Genomic DNA, 16,456 nt, shown 5'->3' with positions numbered 1-16,456 from the left:
TCTACTTTTTGTTTGCTAATGTGTCTTGCATCAATAATGCAGGGTCAAGGCGTTCACCTTGCCAATTAAATCGCCAATCTAAATGTGGGCCAGTTACACGGCCCGTAGCACCTATTTCTGCCACTTTCATACCTTGTGTAATTTTATCCCCCACTTTTACATCTAGCTTGCTTAGATGAATGTAAGTCGAGGTAACCCCATGGCCATGATCTAAAATTAATGTGCCACCTGAGTAATATAAATCTGGTTCAGCAAATACCACGGTACCGCTGATCGGCGCATACACAGGAGAGCCTGTTTTATTTGCTATGTCTAAACCAAAGTGTGGTCTGCGTGGTTCACCATTAAAGTAACGCTGGCTTCCATAAACACCTGAAATACGGCCCTCGGCTGGCCTAAGCACAGGCTGTAAAAAGTATTCTAGGTCAGAGTTAACAGCGCGCGCTTTTCTTACCGCGGCCGCTTCACGGCTAATACGTTCACTGACCGCTTTTGGTGGCGATACATATTTTTTTGCAACACCGGTTATTTTATCGATGTTGTAGTCACGAAGGGTTATAACTAAATCTTGGCTGTGGCTTTTTCCACTTTTATCAACCCATGATAAAGTGTGGTTTGGTTTTGCATCACGACCAAAACCAAATACAAATAAGCCAGTATCAGATAGCTTTAATGGCTTATCATTTAAGCTAACCGATTTTGCGTTATTTAATTGCCCTGTAACCAAGCCGCCTTGAGTTAAATGCCCTTTTAGTTCAACTGCCAAAGCACTAAAACTAAATGATGCAATTAACGCTGACACTAATAAGGATTTAAGCATAACTAATAGACCCTTTGCCAACGCCTTCATAAGCGGTAATTTTTACGTCTTTTTCTGGATGCTGCAGTTTTACTTGGCCGGCAATATACTCAGCAATACATTCTACTGTGGTATCCATTGGTAAAATGTCGCAACGCGATTCGCTAATAGCCATTTCAAAATAACCTTGCGCGGCTGTATATGCAAAACACACGTCATCCTCTTTGGCGATAATATGTTTTAATTCAGAGGCGCTGATTTTATCTTCGCTGGTAGCTAAGTATATATCTTGCCATTTATCAGCCCACTGTTTTTGTAAACGAGGCATAGAAATACCGCCAAGGCTTATACCAATTTGTGAGCGATGGCCATGAATAATACGTTGGCAGTTACCATCATGCTTTTTAAGGCCATGGCTGTAGTGGTAGTAAAAACTTTGATTGTGCTCAGGCTTTAATACAAGTTCAATTTTTTCAATATTATCAGGAAGCTGTGGCAGTATTGTGGCAACTAAATACTCTGTAACCGACCCAATGGTTATCTTATCGGTATCTATCAGGCAAAAAGCTTGATGAGGCGCACTCATTGCAAGGTGCTTATTCTCACCAAATGTACAATCTAAAATTTTATGATCAGCAAATTCATTAATGCTACCGTTTATGTTATTTGGAACAGCTAAACGGTGATCAATACATTCATCAATGATGCCTTTTATTTGCTTTTTAACTAAGCCAAAGTCTAAAACCATAGACTCTTCATTTAGTTTGCCATGTAAAGTCAAATCAACAATCCAACTTTCGCCAACTGCACCGCGTTTATTGCATAAGTAAGAAAAATCAATCACAGTGAGTGAGTTAACAAAAAGGGTCATAAATTTCCTTTAAACTGATTAAAAGTCAGCCCTAATTATAATGATTTCTGTTAGTAATTGCGCGGTTTAATCATACTAAAATCAGTTGCATTGACTGATTGGCTATATTTAGACCATTTTTTAACTGCTCCGAGTTGTTTAGCGTACAAGTGTACGCTAAAGTACGGGGCAATTTCTAAGCAAAGATAAAGTGTTATGGAACCTAAAAATAGCTATACAAAAGAAGATTTGATCCTTTGTGGTCAAGGTGAAATGTTTGGTGAAGGAAATTGTCGTTTACCAAGTGACAACATGTTAATGATGGATCGTATCATCTCTATCACCGATGATGGTGGTGAGCACGGTAAAGGCCAAATTATTGCTGAGCTAGATATTGACCCTAGCCTTTGGTTTTTTGACTGCCACTTTAAAGGCGACCCTGTAATGCCGGGTTGTTTAGGCTTAGATGCAATGTGGCAACTGGTTGGGTTTTTCTTAGGCTGGTCTGGTGGCCCAGGTCTTGGCCGCGCATTAGGTGTAGGCGAAGTGAAATTTACTGGCCAAATTCTACCAACGGCAAAAAAAGTAACTTACCGTCTCGATATGAAACGCGTTATTAAACGTAAGTTGTTTATGGGTATGGCTGATGGCACTGTTGAAGTAGACGGCCGCGTTATATACGAAGCAAAAGATTTAAAAGTGGGCTTATTCCAAGACACTAGCGCGTTTTAATTTTAACGCACGCAACAAAAAAGCCTCTAGCTAGAGGCTTTTTTGCTTAAATTCGTTGTGAGTTTATGTTTTATACATATTCCGATTTTCTATTGCCTCGCGCCAACCACCAAGCCACTCAGACTTAGGATCAACTTGTTGATAAGGGCAGTGCTCTTTTGAGCGACCAGCTAAACCAGCTTTAAAACCTTGAGAATGAGCTCTTTCTAAACGATCTCTTTTTTGTCTCTTCATCGGTAAAATCCTCACCTTTATATTTATATTTTTGTAGCATTAAGTTCATCTACATTTAATAAATAGCTAACAAAAATGTTTAATTCAAACACAAAATACAATTAATTTGTTTGACTTTAACTAAGCTGCTGATGCAATGATAAATTAATTTAAAAATAATTTTATTGCTCAACTTTAACCTATTTAACTTTATTAAAATGTACCGATACATCGGTTCAAAACACACAAGTGTCATATTTGTGACTAACAATATCCCCTTAAGTTCCAAATTAATTTGTAATCAAAAAATGAACGTCAGTGCTGTTTTAAAAACATTCCAAATAAAAACTTGATTAATTAAAACCGATCGGTCTAATATGAAGCATGAACAAAACACCAGCAGTTGCAACTAGGCGTGGCCGCCCACCCAAAATAGCCAGAGACAGCGCAGATACAAAAGCGCTGCTCATTCGTGTGGGCTTAGAAACCTTAACTGAGTTTGGCTTTAGTGCCACAGGGCTCGATACCATATTAAAAAAAGCAAAAGTACCAAAAGGCTCCTTTTATCATTACTTTAAAAGTAAAGAAGCCTATGGCTTGGCACTTGTTGATGCCTACGACGATTTTTTTATAAATAAACTTAAATGTTACCTAGAGCAATCCGAAGTCCCCGCACTCGAGCGCATTGTTAATTTCACACAAAGCGCAATTGCTGGAATGCAAAAGTATGATTACAAACGCGGGTGCTTGGTGGGTAACTTAAATCAAGAGCTTAATCATTTAAGTGACGACTTTAAAACCCGTTTAATGCAAAGCTACATCGCTTGGCAACAACAATTAAAACGATGTTTAGATTTAGCGCAGCAGCAACAAACTATTAATCCACACATTAATACCGAACAAATGAGTGAATATTTTTGGGTGGGTTGGGAAGGTGCAGTAATGCGAGCTAAACTAACCCAATCAAGTAAGCCACTTACCTTATACACAGAAATGTTTTTACGCGCATTACTCAGTTAATGTATTTTTATTATTAATTTAAAGACGATCGGTCTAAAAGGAAATCTAATGAGCAATTCTATTAAAGCTATTGTTATAGATAAGCAAGACGACAACTACACTGCAACCCTAAGCACCATAAACAGTGACGATCTGCCAAACGAAAATGTATTAATTGATGTGCTTTACAGTACCTTAAATTATAAAGATGGCTTAGCCATCACGGGTAAAGGCCCAGTTGTACGTAGTTTTCCTATGGTGCCGGGGATTGATTTAGTGGGTACAGTGACTAGCAGCGGCAGTGCTGAATTTAAAAGTGGCGACCACGTTATTTTAAATGGTTTTGGTGTTGGCGAAAAGCACTGGGGTGGCTTATCTCAAAAAGCAGCACTGAGCAGTGATTGGTTAATTCCCCTACCCGCTAACTTATCACCTAAACAAGCTATGCAAATTGGTACTGCCGGTTATACGGCAATGCTCAGTGTTATTGCACTAGAAAAGCAAGGCGTTACTCCCGAGTCAGGTGAAATTTTAGTGACCGGTGCTAATGGTGGCGTAGGCAGTTTTGCTATTTATTTACTAAGCCAGCTAGGTTATCAAGTCACCGCTGCAACAGGTCGTATGGAGCAAGCAGACTATTTAAAATCATTAGGAGCAACTAATGTAATTGATAGAAATGAGTTTTCGAACCCTGGTAAACCTCTGCAAAAAGAACGCTTTGCTGCAGCTATTGATTCTGTGGGTAGCCATACACTTGCAAATATTTGTGCATCACTTAAATACGGGGGGGTTGTTACTGCTTGCGGGCTTGCTCAAGGTATGGACTTACCGGCCTCGGTTGCACCATTTATTTTACGTGGGGTTTCATTAATGGGTATTGATAGCGTTATGCGCCCTAAAGCGGATCGTGTTGAAGCTTGGGATCGTTTAGCTTCATTAGTTAATGCTGATTATTTGGATAAAATTTCAACTGAAATAAATCTTGATCAAGTCATTGAAAACGCCGAGCAACTAATGCAAGGCCAAATTCGTGGTCGTGTAGTGGTTAATTGTCAAAGTTAAGCATTTTTGCTACTAAACTCTCGTTATTAAATTTATAATGTTCGCTGATTTTTTAATAACGAGAGAACACCTATGAGCAACCAAGAACTTTTCAGTAATAACCCACTGCAAGGCGTTAAATTAGAGCAAGTGGTTGAAGAACTGGTTGAGCAATATGGGTGGGAACTCCTGCATGCCTACTTACAACTTAACTGCTTTAAAAATAATCCAGACATTAAATCTGCAGTTAAATTTTTGCGTAAAACCGAGTGGGCACAACAAAAAGTAGATAATTTCTATTTGTACCGCCTTAAAAACTTACCTCGCCCAGATGACGTACAATACGAACTGCCTCCACGCGACCGTATTATCCCTGAAGGTGATAAACCAGGTGACCCTTGCGAGTTAAGCTTTTCTGATGCCAAACGTATTCAAGCAAAAAAAGCAGCAAAACAACGTGCGCGTACCCGTAAGCAACGTTCAAATTCAAGTAACCCGTGGGGTAACTAATACACCTTTTAGGCAAGAGTTAACAATAAACGTTAGCTCTTGCGTTATTGCATAGTGTAGCAATTAATAACCACGGTATTTCCAAAAGTCGTCTTCGGTTTTTGTCTCTTCATTAGCCACTAACTTAAATGTTTTATCCGCAATGACTTTCCCCGCTAAAGATAAGGTCATACGCCAGTCACCTATTTTATCCTCAATAGGCTCCCATACCGTATCGCCTAAATAAAACGACCAGTCGTTATCTTTAACATATACAGTGCCCTCAAAAGGCAGCATCACTTCGCCATTGGTATCTATAATATCTGGGTGGTAAATACAGAAATGTAGTTTTTCGCCTTTGGCTTTTTTAATATTAACTATCAGACCAAATTCTACATCAAGTTCTGCTTTGACTTGCGTAGTGAATTGAGTAATTTGCGGTAGTGATTTACTGTCTTTGTCCCAGTGACTATATATGCCGAAACTTTGTAATGTAATTTGTGGTTTAGATTTTGCCATTGAACTTTCTATTTTTGACTTTCAATTTTTAAACCACCAGCTTAAGCGAGCGGTTTATTAATTAAGTAGTTGCTTTGGATTTTTAGGGTAATAATTGCTGGGTTGTTGTTCACATAAACCGAACTCACGAGTGTTTTTATAAGGTAACTTCATAAAGCCAGCCACCCCCACGTCGGTAATATTTACCGCGTATTGCATAAGCTTATTTAGTAATCGTTTAAATTGTACTTCTTTGCTGGCATCAAGTAATCTGTAGTAATGATGTATTTTCATCCTATCTGGCAGCGCCTCAAAAATAATACAGCCGGTATGATGTATCTGGTTTAGCTCAAATACACATTTAATGACTTTTTTAGGCAGTTGCAGTTGCTCATCGGGGTCTTTACCATCTTCAAAATATGAATGCGGACGCGTCACCTCGCTGGCTTTTACATTAACCACTTCATAATCAAGCTCTGGTAATTGATTAAATTTAAATGCGCCGGTGCCATCACGTTCTAACTGAATTGTTTTGCGGGCATCAAATAAACAGCACTTAAATAAGCCTTTTTGGCTAATAGCTTGTGCAAGCATCACCGTGTTATTAACCGCATCAGTAAACGCGGTTGCGAGTGTTTCGTCATGCATAATGAGTGACGATTCAACATACAAAGATTCATCTTTCCAATGAAAGCTGAGCCCTCCTACTACAGGATATTTAGCTAAACGACTAATAGAGGCTAAAAATGCTTTTTCGGTATCCCCAGTATCAAATAAAAACTCTTTATAATACCTATCAAGCTGAGCATCGTTTACATCGAGTAATTGCTGTTTATGGTCGGCTTGGCGTAAAAATTGTTTTCTAGAGCTATAAACTACGGTTTCGGGTTCGGGGTCTTGGCTAAACCAAAACGGAATTGCCGCTTTAGTTTCTGTTTTTGGTAGTTGTGGTAAATACGCTTTTGCCATGGTTTCTATGTTACGCATAAAATAGTCACCCGCTTTGTCTCTAACCAACCGTTCTTTTGAAAGCATGCCATCAATAACGTTTGCCAGCTCCTTAGGTAACATTAAACTGCTGGCCGGTATAGCCTGAGCACCAAATCGGCAAGACTGCGCTGAGGCAAGTGCATATAGCGTTGATGCAACCCCTTGCTCATCAAAACGAGGGGATGACTTTTCACCCGACATTTGCGCATCACCTATAAAATAAACATCACCCATTCGTGCGTTAGTGGTACTTAAATCGCCGGACATTAAATCCATAAAATTACTGGCAATTGGGTTTCCTTGTTCATCTACTTGGGCATAAACAGAGCTTCCCCAGTCAACCAAGGATAGCTGCTTTTCATTTTCATCCCACACCAAGTTAGAGGGTTTAATATCACCATGTACAATAGGCTGCGGGCTTAAACCATTTTTATGACGACGTAAATCAAGCAACACATTTCTTAATTTAACCGCTAAGCTCATTATTTTGGCGGCCGGTAAGCGCCCTTGCTTTAGTGATATTTTTTCAAGGTCTTCACCAATGGCGCGCGCCATCATCAAAATACCTTGCTTTTTTATTCGCTCAAAGCCATAAAATGTTGGCACAAAGGGATTTTTGATTTGCGAAAGCATATACGCTTCATCTTCAAGGCGATCACGTACACTTTGCGCGAGCGTAATTCTAGAAAACTTAAACACCCAAGGTAGGCCATGCTCATCATCCCCTGCAAATACAAACCCAAATGCCCCTGAGCCAATCATTTCTACCTTTTTATACCCAAGCAAAGTGAGCTGTTTAATACAAATATTAAGCCACTGACGATGTTTTTTTGCATCACGGTGTGACAGCAAATAAACCGATTGCTCTTCGTTGATATAAAAATTGCGAATTTCTTTAGCTTTCAATGTGGGTTCTCTAGGTTAGTTGTTAAAAGCGCAGTGTTACCTTTATATTTAATAGTAACGCGAGCATTGTTTTAATTAAACCTTTAAGCATCACAATATGTTTATCAAGTCGTTATGTCATGGTATTTAGACGTATATCGCTGTTATTTGCGATTTCGCCGTATCCTACTTAACCACAGCATCGTAAATAGTGTAAAACACACCTTTATATTATTCTTAGGTAAAAAAATGAAACGTATTATAAAAGCCTCTTCAATCGCGCTTGCACTGAGTATGTGCATGAATGCCCAAGCCGCAGACTTTAATTTTTCTTCAAAAGTGAACAGCGATGCAAATACGCTGGTTGTATTTTATAGCCAAGATGGAAATAACAGCCAATTTAAAGCGCTCGACAAGCAGTTCGATGGCCAATTGCAACGCGTTATTGATATAGAAAATTTTACCGGCGATTACGCTAAAGTGGCACAACTTGCTGCGCCAAGTAAAAGTAACTACAGCCGCGTTTTAGTCGTAGGTACTGGTAAAACTAGCGAGCTTGATAAAGCAAAAGCAGCTAAGTTAGGCGGTAATATTCATGCTCAACTAGTTAAAGCCAAAGTTGGTACTGCCAGCGTTGTTTTTGAAGATGTAACCGGTGTAAGTGACAATGCATTACTTGCTGCTAACTTTGCCCATGGTGCAAACTTACGCGATCATCGTTTTGAAAACTATAAAAAAGAACCAAACACTGAAACAGTTAGCTACACATTTGATGTTAATAACACCAAGCAAACTCGCAAGCTTTACACCCAATTAGAAAGTATTCAAGCGGGTGTTTTTTTAGCCCGCGATTTAACCTCTGAAGTCGCTACCGAAATGACGCCGGTTGACTTTGCTAATGCGGCAAAAGAATTAGCATCTTTAGGCGTAACCATCAAAGTATTAGAGCCTAAAGAAATAAAAGAACTGGGTATGGGTGCATTAGAAGCTGTTGGCCGAGGTAGCCAGCAAGGTGCCCGTTTAGTGGTTGCCCATTATAAAGGGTCTGACGATGCCCCTATTGCCCTTGTTGGTAAAGGCATTACATTTGACTCAGGTGGTTACAGCATTAAAACCGGCGCATCTATCGCACGTATGAAGTCAGACATGGCCGGTGCTGCTGCAGTATTGGGTACAGTTAAAGCAATGGCGTTAGCTAAAGCTGAGAAAAACGTGGTAGCTGTTATGGGTATGGCTGCGAATATGGTATCGCAGTTCGCTGTAGCACCAGGTGATGTTGTTCGCACAGCTGAAGGCTTGAGTGTTGAAATTTTAAATACCGACGCCGAAGGCCGCTTAGTATTAAGTGATGCTATGTGGTATGCGCGTGAGTATTACAAACCAGAAATTATGATTGATGTTGCAACACTCACCGGTTCAAAAATCCGTGCTGTAGGCAATGAATACGCGGCTGTGTTTTCAGATGACGACGCTTTAGTATCTCAACTAACGGTAGCCGGTAAACAAGTGAACGAAAACCTATGGCGCCTACCTTTAGGGTATAAAGATATGTTGGAGTCTGACATTGCAGATTTAACAAATGTGGGATCAGGTGGCCCAGGCGCAACCACTGCAGCCACTTTCTTAGAGCATTTTGCTGGCGATACACGTTGGGTGCATATCGATATTGCAGGTAATGCCTTAGTGAAAAAAGGTAAAGATGAGCTTTCGCCAGGGGGAACGGGGTTTGGTGTTCGCTTACTAAGCGAATGGTTATTAGCTAACTAATTGTTTATTAATACTAATAAAAGCGCCAAAGTAGGTTTACTGTTTTGGCGCTTTTTGCATTTTACTGAGTAGCTTTATAGGTAAGGCCTCATAAATAAACAGTTAAAACCGTTTTATTAATTGATTTTGTTTAATTTATAGCCAAAGGTGAAAAAACAAACAGTAATGAGGTCAATGGAATGAAAGTAACCTACCTGCTTTATAGCGTTTTTATTTATCTATTTGTTTTCTTTTATTTTTTGAACAGCTCTGAGCCATTGCAGCTGGTGTTATAGTACTATTGTTTGCCTGTTTTATATAAAGCCTGCCCCTTCAAAAGTTAAACATAATCAAGACTCAACGCCTGTGCAAAGCTTCACCAATAAAATAGTTTCAGGCTGGCCATCCAAAGATTAATGCGGAATAAGAGATTAGTAATTTGAAGTATTTGCAAAGAGGTGAAGTTTTAATATTTTTGTTAAGGAACTAATTAGCGCATTAGTTAAACTACAAAATGGGTTCATATATTAAAAAAGGCGCTTAAAAAGCGCCTTGCTAACAAGTATGTGTGCTTAGAACATATCTTGATAGGAATTTGTTGTACTGAATGTAATTGCTTTTTCAAAGCCTGGCAGCTGAATGCTGTGCTCATCAATAACAATGTCATTTTCATCAATCAGCCCATCACCAAAACGATAAACAAGTACGTATTGACCTAAATCTGCTTGTTGTTGATAGTGTTGTTGTGCTTCTTTTACTGCTGCATGCTTGCTGGTATAAAGCCCCATCGTTTCATCGCCATGACGCTTAGCAAGCATCTGCATCGTTACTTTTGCTGAAAGTACTGTGGCTGTTGCATTATTACCACCAAACCCTTTAGAGTTTATAAATGCAATATCCATATCACCACAATCATAGTGATTGTTACGAATATCTAAATGATCTGCATAAACATCATCAGCCACTTTATCTATAGTGGTAATACCCGGCATAATATTATGACTAAATACACCTAAGGCAATGGCAAGCTGATCGCCACTGGCAGGTGCTATAGTATGGCCAACATACGCTTTAGGGGCGGTTACTTTCCAATTATCTATTGCAAATGTTTGCGCTACTTTATGATAAATTAACGACTCAGTTACGCGGTTTTGTGGTGTGCTTGAACCATGGGCTAAAATAAAGCTACGTTGCTGTAATGCCTCTTTACCTAGTAAGCTACTGGTAAGTGCAGCCGATTTTGCCATGGTAATGTAGTTACCAGGCCCAGGTGAAGTAATTGATTTCTTTACTCCATCGGCGTTAACAAATACATCAGGCACACAGCCCATAATGTCTGCACCTAGTTCAAGTGCCAGCGCATCATCCATTAATATAGCCACTTGTGCGCCTTCACCTAAAGTAAAGCCACAGTTTTCGCCAAATGGGCGGCTGCTTCTACGATAATCAGGTTCATCGTCATTACTTAAATCATCTAAGCGGCGCAAACCTTCAATATTAGCCAGCGCACTCATATTGCCAAAGCCTTCAACCACCTCAGGGGTAATCGCACATTCTACACTTGCCACAATTGCAACACGTGTGCGCCCTGCTTGTATATCATTTACTGCTGCGCGCAAGTTATATAAAAAGGTAGCACACGCACCCGATGTAGAAAAAGTAGTTCCTACATTGCCCGTAACATAGGCGTTAATAAAATCAGTCGACATTGTATTTAAACCCAGTGCCAACTGCTTAGTGCTGACGCGATCACCCTGCTGGCGCGCTTTAACTAACCCACCTAAACCTTTATCGTCCATTTGGCCAATAACCGATGCTGAATAGGTACCAATTTTATCAGGCTCAACACTATTCATAATGTATTGCCAATCAAGTCCTGTTGATTTTATTGCATCGGTGGCAGCAAAAATAGTGGCTTGTAAGCCTCGAGGTTGGTAGCGGCTATTGTACATAATTGACGGATCAAACCCTGTGGGTAGTTGCCCTGCCGATTTAATTGGGTTATCACGAGTAGAATCATGTTTAATATCAAATTGAGCCGCAATAGTTACTTTCACTTTTTTATTTTCAAGCTCTTCTACGTGCCAACTTTCAGGAACTGGCGAAGGTAAATCACGACGGCGTGTTTCAAACACAATCGCGTTTTCATCCGATGCGGTTAACGTCATTTTTTGCTGCCACGGCGTGGCATCTACATCAAAGTGTTGTTTTTCAATTTTGCGAATTAATGTACCTGCAATAATTTGCTCACCAAAACGTGCTTCTATGTCGCTTTGCTCAACATTATTGCCTTGCATGTCTTGTAGTTGTCCATTCACAACACTCACTAAATTCATTAATGTGGCAAGGCCTAAAAATGTTTCTTGACGAGCTTGAGACTCTAAGCTATCTAACACGATACGACGATAACCTTGATGAAAAGAAGTACGGCCAGCGGCATTAATGCCTCCCATGCCGACAATGACGGGTAATGCGGTCATAATTTACCTTTAAAAAAACGTGTTATAAGAATATGGAATTAGTTTAAATGGATTACGCACACATCTTTGTGCTTTAATAGCCAAATATTAAGCACAAAAGGCCAAAAAAAACTGGTCGGATCATTTAAATGAGCAATAATCCAACAAATTCACCATTAAATATAGCCATTGCTGTTTACTCGCACCTACTGGTAACTAGTTTAACCCTGCCAATTGAAATGCTCCGAGCAGGTGAAGCGTTCGCCAAGGGGCACACTAGTAAGCAACACTTTAGAGCGCTGAATATTCATTTAATTGCTAAAAATATGGCTCCTATTGCAACCAGAACAGGTTTAGCCATCGTGCCTGATTGCAGCAGTGATAACGCCCCCTATTGCGATTTAATCATTGTTCCGGGTATTTGGCGTAATCCACGCCCGGTTGTTAAAACGAATCAACCAATAGTTAATTGGCTCAATGAGAGTTTTACGATGGGAAGCCATATTATTGGTGTTGGTACCGGCAATTGTTTGCTCGCAGAAGCCGGTTTACTTGATGGTCACCCTGCAACCACTCACTGGCATTATGCCAAGCAATTTTCTCAAGATTATCCAAACGTTAGCTTAAAACCTGACTTTTTTATTACCCAATCAGAGCGCCTGTATACGGTAGCGAGTTTAAATGCCTTAGCTGACGTTATTGTTCATATTATTAGCCAATACTATGGTAAAGAAGCGGCGCAGCATGTTGAGCGGAACTTTTCACATGAAATACGTAAACCCTACGAAGATCAACGCTATTTAGAAGGCGCCGTTAACCGACATGCTGATGAACTTATTGCACAAATACAATTTTGGTTAAAAACTAATTTATCTAGTGAGTTAGATTTACAAGAAGTCGCGGCACAATTTAGCTTAAGCTACCGCACGTTTACACGCAGGTTTCGACTTGCTACAAATCAAAGCCCTATAGAGTACTGGCAGCAGCTACGTGTTGAAGGTGCAAAAGAATTACTGGCCTCATCGAACTTATCAATTCAGGAAGTCGCGTTAGAAGTTGGCTATAACGATCAAGGACACTTGACCCGTGTGTTTAAAAAGGTATTGAGCCAAACCCCGAGCGAATACAGAAAAGTAGTCAGACGAAAGTTATTTGGTTAATTGTTTCTTTGCCCTTGTTTGATATTTTAGTCAGCCCGTTGACAACGCAGAGCTGCTTATAAAGCCATGCTTTTTTCCAAACAATAAGTAAACCAATACAGGAAGAGTACACACCCAATGCGATATGCCAGTCTCTAGATCAATTGCGGTGATAGCGAGCAACACAACCGCAAAGTAAGTATAAATAACAGCATAGCGATGCCATAATTTATAGCGGCTTGTTCTCGTTTGGTTAAACCGCAGAAGAACTAAACTCGTTAAGAATACTCAATGTAGACAGTGTACAAGGTTATTTTATTGGCCGCCCCGCACCAACTGAAGATGCGCTTAGCTTCCAAAACAAAGCACTACCCGCATAAAAACGCCACTAATTAGTGGCGCTCGGTATCAATACTGTCTTTTCGATAATAGCGTTTATGATAACTTTTCACTTTAGCATGCACGCCTTTACTTAAGCTTTTAAACTTAGCTTCTAGCACATCAACGCCGTATAAAATACCCACCACAAGCACCGAGAGCTTAATAGCAGCCCCTAGATTCTCGGTTGCTATCATCACGCCAATGGAGGCCAGTACCCAAATGGTGGCAGCAGAGGTAACCCCGACTACTGCACCGTCTTTTGCGAGCATTACGCCTGCGCCTAAAAAGCCGATGCCGGTAATTATTTGCCCGACTACGCGAGAATGATCAATCACATCCCCTTGTAAATTAAACGCAGTCGATAAAAACAAGTAAGTACCTAAAGTGATCAGTGCAGAAGTACGGATCCCTACAGGTTTGCCTCGCAATTGCCGTTCTATACCAATAATAGCCCCACAAAAAGCCGCCGTACCAATAGCTGCCCACGAGTATGGAGCTACATCGATAAAATCTAAAAATGTCACTTAAAATCCTATCTATTCTTTTTTACCAATAGCAACTGCCGTTCTAAGCCTTTGACTACCAAAAGCAGACATTTTACTAAAATCGCTGCGTGCAATTGGCACATATTGACAGTCAATCGCTAATTGGTTGTCGTTACCTGGTTCGCAAAACGGGTCATGTACGTACACACAGTGCGCATCTAAATGAGTAACACATACCCAATGCGGTGATTTTTTTCCATCAAACCGATAAGTACTTATTAACAGCAACACACTAAAACCTTGGTTTAACCAGGTTTCTATATCAGTTAGTTCAACATCTTTGTAGGTAACAGAAATATTAGCCGAGGCTATGCCTTCAACAAATTGCTGATGTACTGTCGCCAGCACCGTTTTTTTATTATCACTGCGTACCCCATCTAAAAATAATGGCTCTGAGGTATTAACAATAACCTCACTTTTAAATCCCCGTTTATTTGCAGCCAATGCCAAGCCAAACGGATGACAACCACCATGCCCCGAGGTCATAAAAATAGTGGTGCCTTCACGCCATAAGGCAAGTTCATGTGACTGACTCAGCTCTGTGCTGTTATCAAGCGAGCCCATTGCCATTAATAATGCCGCAGGCCCGCAGGTAAACTCGGTAGTTTGCTGATACCATGGCGTTAAACGCTCAACTTGCAACTCGCTGGTTTGACGGATGTTTTTTTGCATGCGCAAGGCATCACTGTGATCATCGTAATAATCACTGTACTGACCAAAAACACGATACCCTACACTTTTATAAAGCCCTATGGCGCTGTCGTTATTTACTGCCACTTCTAAACGCAAATAAATACGCCCACGCTCACTAGTGGCTTTTTCAAGGGCTTTAAGCAGCGTTTTAGCAATTCCTTTGCCCTGCATCGTCGGTAATACGGCTAACGAATACAAACGTGCTAACCGCGTGCCTTTGTGGCACCACACCAAACCGTAACCACATAATTGCGCATTATGCTCGGCGACTAATAAAATCCCATGTTTAGCACTAAGCCAACGCTTTAAACTTCGCGCACTAAGCTTATCGATACTAAAGCAGGCATTTTCAAGCGCCACTAAGGCTTTTAAATCACTCGCGCTTGCAGGGCGAATACTAATACCCGCTCCTGCCAAAATCGTCATATCAGACAATGCGTTAAGCATTAGCCGCGACCTCGTGCTTCAAGGCGCTGTTTAAACTCATCCATAATGATCATGTATAACTCATCACCTAAGTAACCATCTTCTACTTTGTGATCAATACTTGGGTTATCGTTTACTTCCAACACATACGCACGGCCTTGATGCTCTTTTACATCCACACCGTATAAACCCTTACCCACGGTTTTACATGCTTTTAAAGCAGCATCCAGTACAGCTTTAGGTAATTCAAACGTAGGCAATGTTTCAAAGCCACCCGAGAAAAACCGTTTCGCGTCATGGTTATATATTTGCCAATGGTTACGCGCCATTAAATAACGACACGCATAAATAGCACGGCCATTAAGTACCCCTACACGCCAATCGTATTCTGTGTACATGTACTCTTGCGCCAGAACTAGCGCACTTAAAGCAAATAACTCACTAAGCTTAACTTCTAATTCATCACGATTAGCAACTTTATACACGCCTTTTGAAAACGATCCTTCTGGCATTTTTAATACCAGCGGATAAGTAAACGACGCTTCTAGTTGCTCAATTGTGTCTTTTGATTGATCTGCCACAACCACGGTTTTTAAGCTCGGTACTTTTTGATAATTAAATGCATCATGTAAGTACACTTTATTACAGCATCGTAAAATAGACTCCGCATCATCAATCACCACTAAACCTAAGCTTTGCGCTTTACTTGCAAGGCGGTAGGTTGGGTGATCAATCGCTGTTGTTTGGCGAATAAACAACGCATCAAATTGGGCAATATTGTCTATTTCCTCAAAGCTTAGTGCTTTTGCGTTAATACCATGTTTCGCTGCTGCTTTTATAAAACGGGCTATTGCATCTTTATCACTTGGCGGTACTTTTTCGTTATGATCAACCAATATCGCCATATCCCAACGAAAACGGCGCTCTACTTTACCAATACGCCATTGCGTTTGGGTAAACTCATTTAGCTTTTCAATAAACGCAGCATATTGTTGCTCGCTTAGGGACGCTAATGATCCTTGTTGTAATAGGCCTTGCTCATCAACAAATAAAATAGGCGCTGGGTATTGTTTAAATACCGATTTAGCGGCTTTAGCTTGTTGATCATTTCCCGCGTGACCAAAATAAACAGCACCATCAATATGGCCAATATTTTGTAATGACGCTTGATTGCTTCGAAGCGCGTTAATTGTTTTTACACTCGGTAATACTTGGTGCTTGCGGGCTTCTGCAAGCAATGAACAATAATAACCCTTACTCAAGTATTGGCTTGAGTCACATAAATTAATAATGCGGGTTTTTGGTTCGTTGCGTTTTGGGTAGTCACGCAAATAGGTGTTAAAGGTAATGACATTTTCAAATGAAAGAGCAAGCGTTTGCTCATTGTTATCAACCACTATTAAGGTTTTAAACACGACTTTTCCTAGTTAAGTCAAAATATACAAAGCAGCCTTGCTAATCAGTTAGCTCAGCGAATAAAACAGCAAATAGAAACACCTATCGCACTAAGTGCAGCATTTAGCAAATCACTTAATACGATAGGTGCTTTAACGAATATCTACTATAAACGT

The 16,456-nt window shown here is 40.3% G+C and carries 16 protein-coding genes; 6 read left to right on the top strand and 10 right to left on the bottom strand.

Features of this window, described 5'->3' with window-relative positions; translation table 11 throughout:
• Nucleotide 1: 1 nt before the first annotated feature.
• Together MTN97_RS05440 and MTN97_RS05435 are read right to left on the bottom strand one after the other, a co-directional pair.
• Nucleotides 2–820, bottom strand: coding sequence for a M23 family metallopeptidase (locus MTN97_RS05440; protein ID WP_069439467.1), 819 nt, complete (start codon nucleotides 818–820; stop codon nucleotides 2–4).
• Nucleotides 813–1,670: a 6-carboxytetrahydropterin synthase gene (locus tag MTN97_RS05435; RefSeq protein ID WP_248473855.1), complete on the bottom strand. Its 858-nt coding sequence runs from the start codon at nucleotides 1,668–1,670 to the stop codon at nucleotides 813–815. Before MTN97_RS05435 ends, MTN97_RS05440 begins: the two co-directional genes overlap by 8 nt.
• Before the next feature lie 195 nt (nucleotides 1,671–1,865).
• On the opposite strand from MTN97_RS05435, the gene fabA reads away from it, so the two are divergent.
• Nucleotides 1,866–2,381, top strand: a complete 516-nt coding sequence (fabA, locus tag MTN97_RS05430; RefSeq protein WP_008114654.1) for a bifunctional 3-hydroxydecanoyl-ACP dehydratase/trans-2-decenoyl-ACP isomerase — start codon at nucleotides 1,866–1,868, stop codon at nucleotides 2,379–2,381.
• Between the two features lie 63 nt (nucleotides 2,382–2,444).
• Here the strand turns inward: fabA and rmf are convergent, their stop codons facing one another.
• Nucleotides 2,445–2,615 carry a ribosome modulation factor gene (gene rmf, locus MTN97_RS05425; RefSeq protein ID WP_008114656.1) on the bottom strand — a complete coding sequence of 57 codons (171 nt, stop codon included), beginning with the start codon at nucleotides 2,613–2,615 and terminating at the stop codon, nucleotides 2,445–2,447.
• 363 nt (nucleotides 2,616–2,978) lie between these two features.
• Here rmf and MTN97_RS05420 point away from each other — a divergent pair, with 363 nt between their 5' ends.
• The 3 genes from MTN97_RS05420 (at nucleotide 2,979) to MTN97_RS05410 (ending at nucleotide 5,144) form a co-directional block, all read left to right on the top strand.
• Entirely contained in the window at nucleotides 2,979–3,614 is a 636-nt protein-coding gene (locus MTN97_RS05420; protein WP_069439469.1) for a TetR/AcrR family transcriptional regulator, read from the top strand.
• A 48-nt stretch (nucleotides 3,615–3,662) separates the two neighbouring features.
• Nucleotides 3,663–4,655 (top strand): MDR family oxidoreductase, encoded by a 993-nt coding sequence (locus MTN97_RS05415; RefSeq protein ID WP_248473854.1) that lies wholly within the window; start codon nucleotides 3,663–3,665, stop codon nucleotides 4,653–4,655.
• A gap of 72 nt (nucleotides 4,656–4,727) precedes the next feature.
• Nucleotides 4,728–5,144, top strand: coding sequence for a VF530 family DNA-binding protein (locus MTN97_RS05410; RefSeq protein WP_248473853.1), 417 nt, complete (start codon nucleotides 4,728–4,730; stop codon nucleotides 5,142–5,144).
• Nucleotides 5,145–5,207: 63 nt separating this feature from the next.
• Here MTN97_RS05410 and MTN97_RS05405 read toward each other — a convergent pair whose 3' ends face one another.
• Together MTN97_RS05405 and MTN97_RS05400 are read right to left on the bottom strand one after the other, a co-directional pair.
• Nucleotides 5,208–5,642, bottom strand: a complete 435-nt coding sequence (locus MTN97_RS05405; RefSeq protein WP_036982677.1) for a DUF3859 domain-containing protein — start codon at nucleotides 5,640–5,642, stop codon at nucleotides 5,208–5,210.
• A gap of 57 nt (nucleotides 5,643–5,699) precedes the next feature.
• Nucleotides 5,700–7,517 (bottom strand): protein kinase domain-containing protein, encoded by a 1,818-nt coding sequence (locus MTN97_RS05400; RefSeq protein ID WP_248473852.1) that lies wholly within the window; start codon nucleotides 7,515–7,517, stop codon nucleotides 5,700–5,702.
• A gap of 228 nt (nucleotides 7,518–7,745) precedes the next feature.
• On the opposite strand from MTN97_RS05400, the gene MTN97_RS05395 reads away from it, so the two are divergent.
• Complete coding sequence (locus MTN97_RS05395; protein WP_248473851.1) at nucleotides 7,746–9,263, top strand: leucyl aminopeptidase; 1,518 nt, start codon at nucleotides 7,746–7,748, stop codon at nucleotides 9,261–9,263.
• A 551-nt stretch (nucleotides 9,264–9,814) separates the two neighbouring features.
• On the opposite strand, the gene MTN97_RS05390 is transcribed toward MTN97_RS05395, so the two are convergent.
• Nucleotides 9,815–11,722, bottom strand: a complete 1,908-nt coding sequence (locus MTN97_RS05390; protein ID WP_248473850.1) for a beta-ketoacyl synthase — start codon at nucleotides 11,720–11,722, stop codon at nucleotides 9,815–9,817.
• 128 nt (nucleotides 11,723–11,850) lie between these two features.
• Here MTN97_RS05390 and MTN97_RS05385 point away from each other — a divergent pair, with 128 nt between their 5' ends.
• On the top strand, nucleotides 11,851–12,861 hold the full coding sequence (locus MTN97_RS05385; protein WP_138626577.1) for a GlxA family transcriptional regulator: 1,011 nt from the start codon (nucleotides 11,851–11,853) through the stop codon (nucleotides 12,859–12,861).
• Between the two features lie 30 nt (nucleotides 12,862–12,891).
• Here the strand turns inward: MTN97_RS05385 and MTN97_RS18105 are convergent, their stop codons facing one another.
• The 4 genes from MTN97_RS18105 to MTN97_RS05370 form a co-directional block, all read right to left on the bottom strand.
• The gene (locus MTN97_RS18105; protein WP_409418105.1) at nucleotides 12,892–13,104 is read right to left on the bottom strand and encodes a hypothetical protein; all 213 of its coding nucleotides are present in this window, start codon (nucleotides 13,102–13,104) and stop codon (nucleotides 12,892–12,894) included.
• A 128-nt stretch (nucleotides 13,105–13,232) separates the two neighbouring features.
• Nucleotides 13,233–13,745 carry an MgtC/SapB family protein gene (locus MTN97_RS05380; RefSeq protein WP_013464839.1) on the bottom strand — a complete coding sequence of 171 codons (513 nt, stop codon included), beginning with the start codon at nucleotides 13,743–13,745 and terminating at the stop codon, nucleotides 13,233–13,235.
• A gap of 12 nt (nucleotides 13,746–13,757) precedes the next feature.
• Nucleotides 13,758–14,906, bottom strand: coding sequence for a GNAT family N-acetyltransferase/peptidase C39 family protein (locus tag MTN97_RS05375; protein WP_248473849.1), 1,149 nt, complete (start codon nucleotides 14,904–14,906; stop codon nucleotides 13,758–13,760).
• A complete protein-coding gene (locus MTN97_RS05370) occupies nucleotides 14,906–16,300 on the bottom strand; it encodes a RimK family protein (RefSeq protein WP_248473848.1) in 1,395 nt (464 codons plus the stop codon). Before MTN97_RS05370 ends, MTN97_RS05375 begins: the two co-directional genes overlap by 1 nt.
• Nucleotides 16,301–16,456 lie beyond the last annotated feature (156 nt).

The sequence above is a fragment of the Pseudoalteromonas sp. 2CM36K genome (genome assembly GCF_023161865.1).
GTDB classification, from domain to species: domain Bacteria; phylum Pseudomonadota; class Gammaproteobacteria; order Enterobacterales; family Alteromonadaceae; genus Pseudoalteromonas; species Pseudoalteromonas tetraodonis.
Note: the sequence above shows the minus strand (reverse complement) of the source record. Positions and strands in the feature narration are given on the sequence as shown.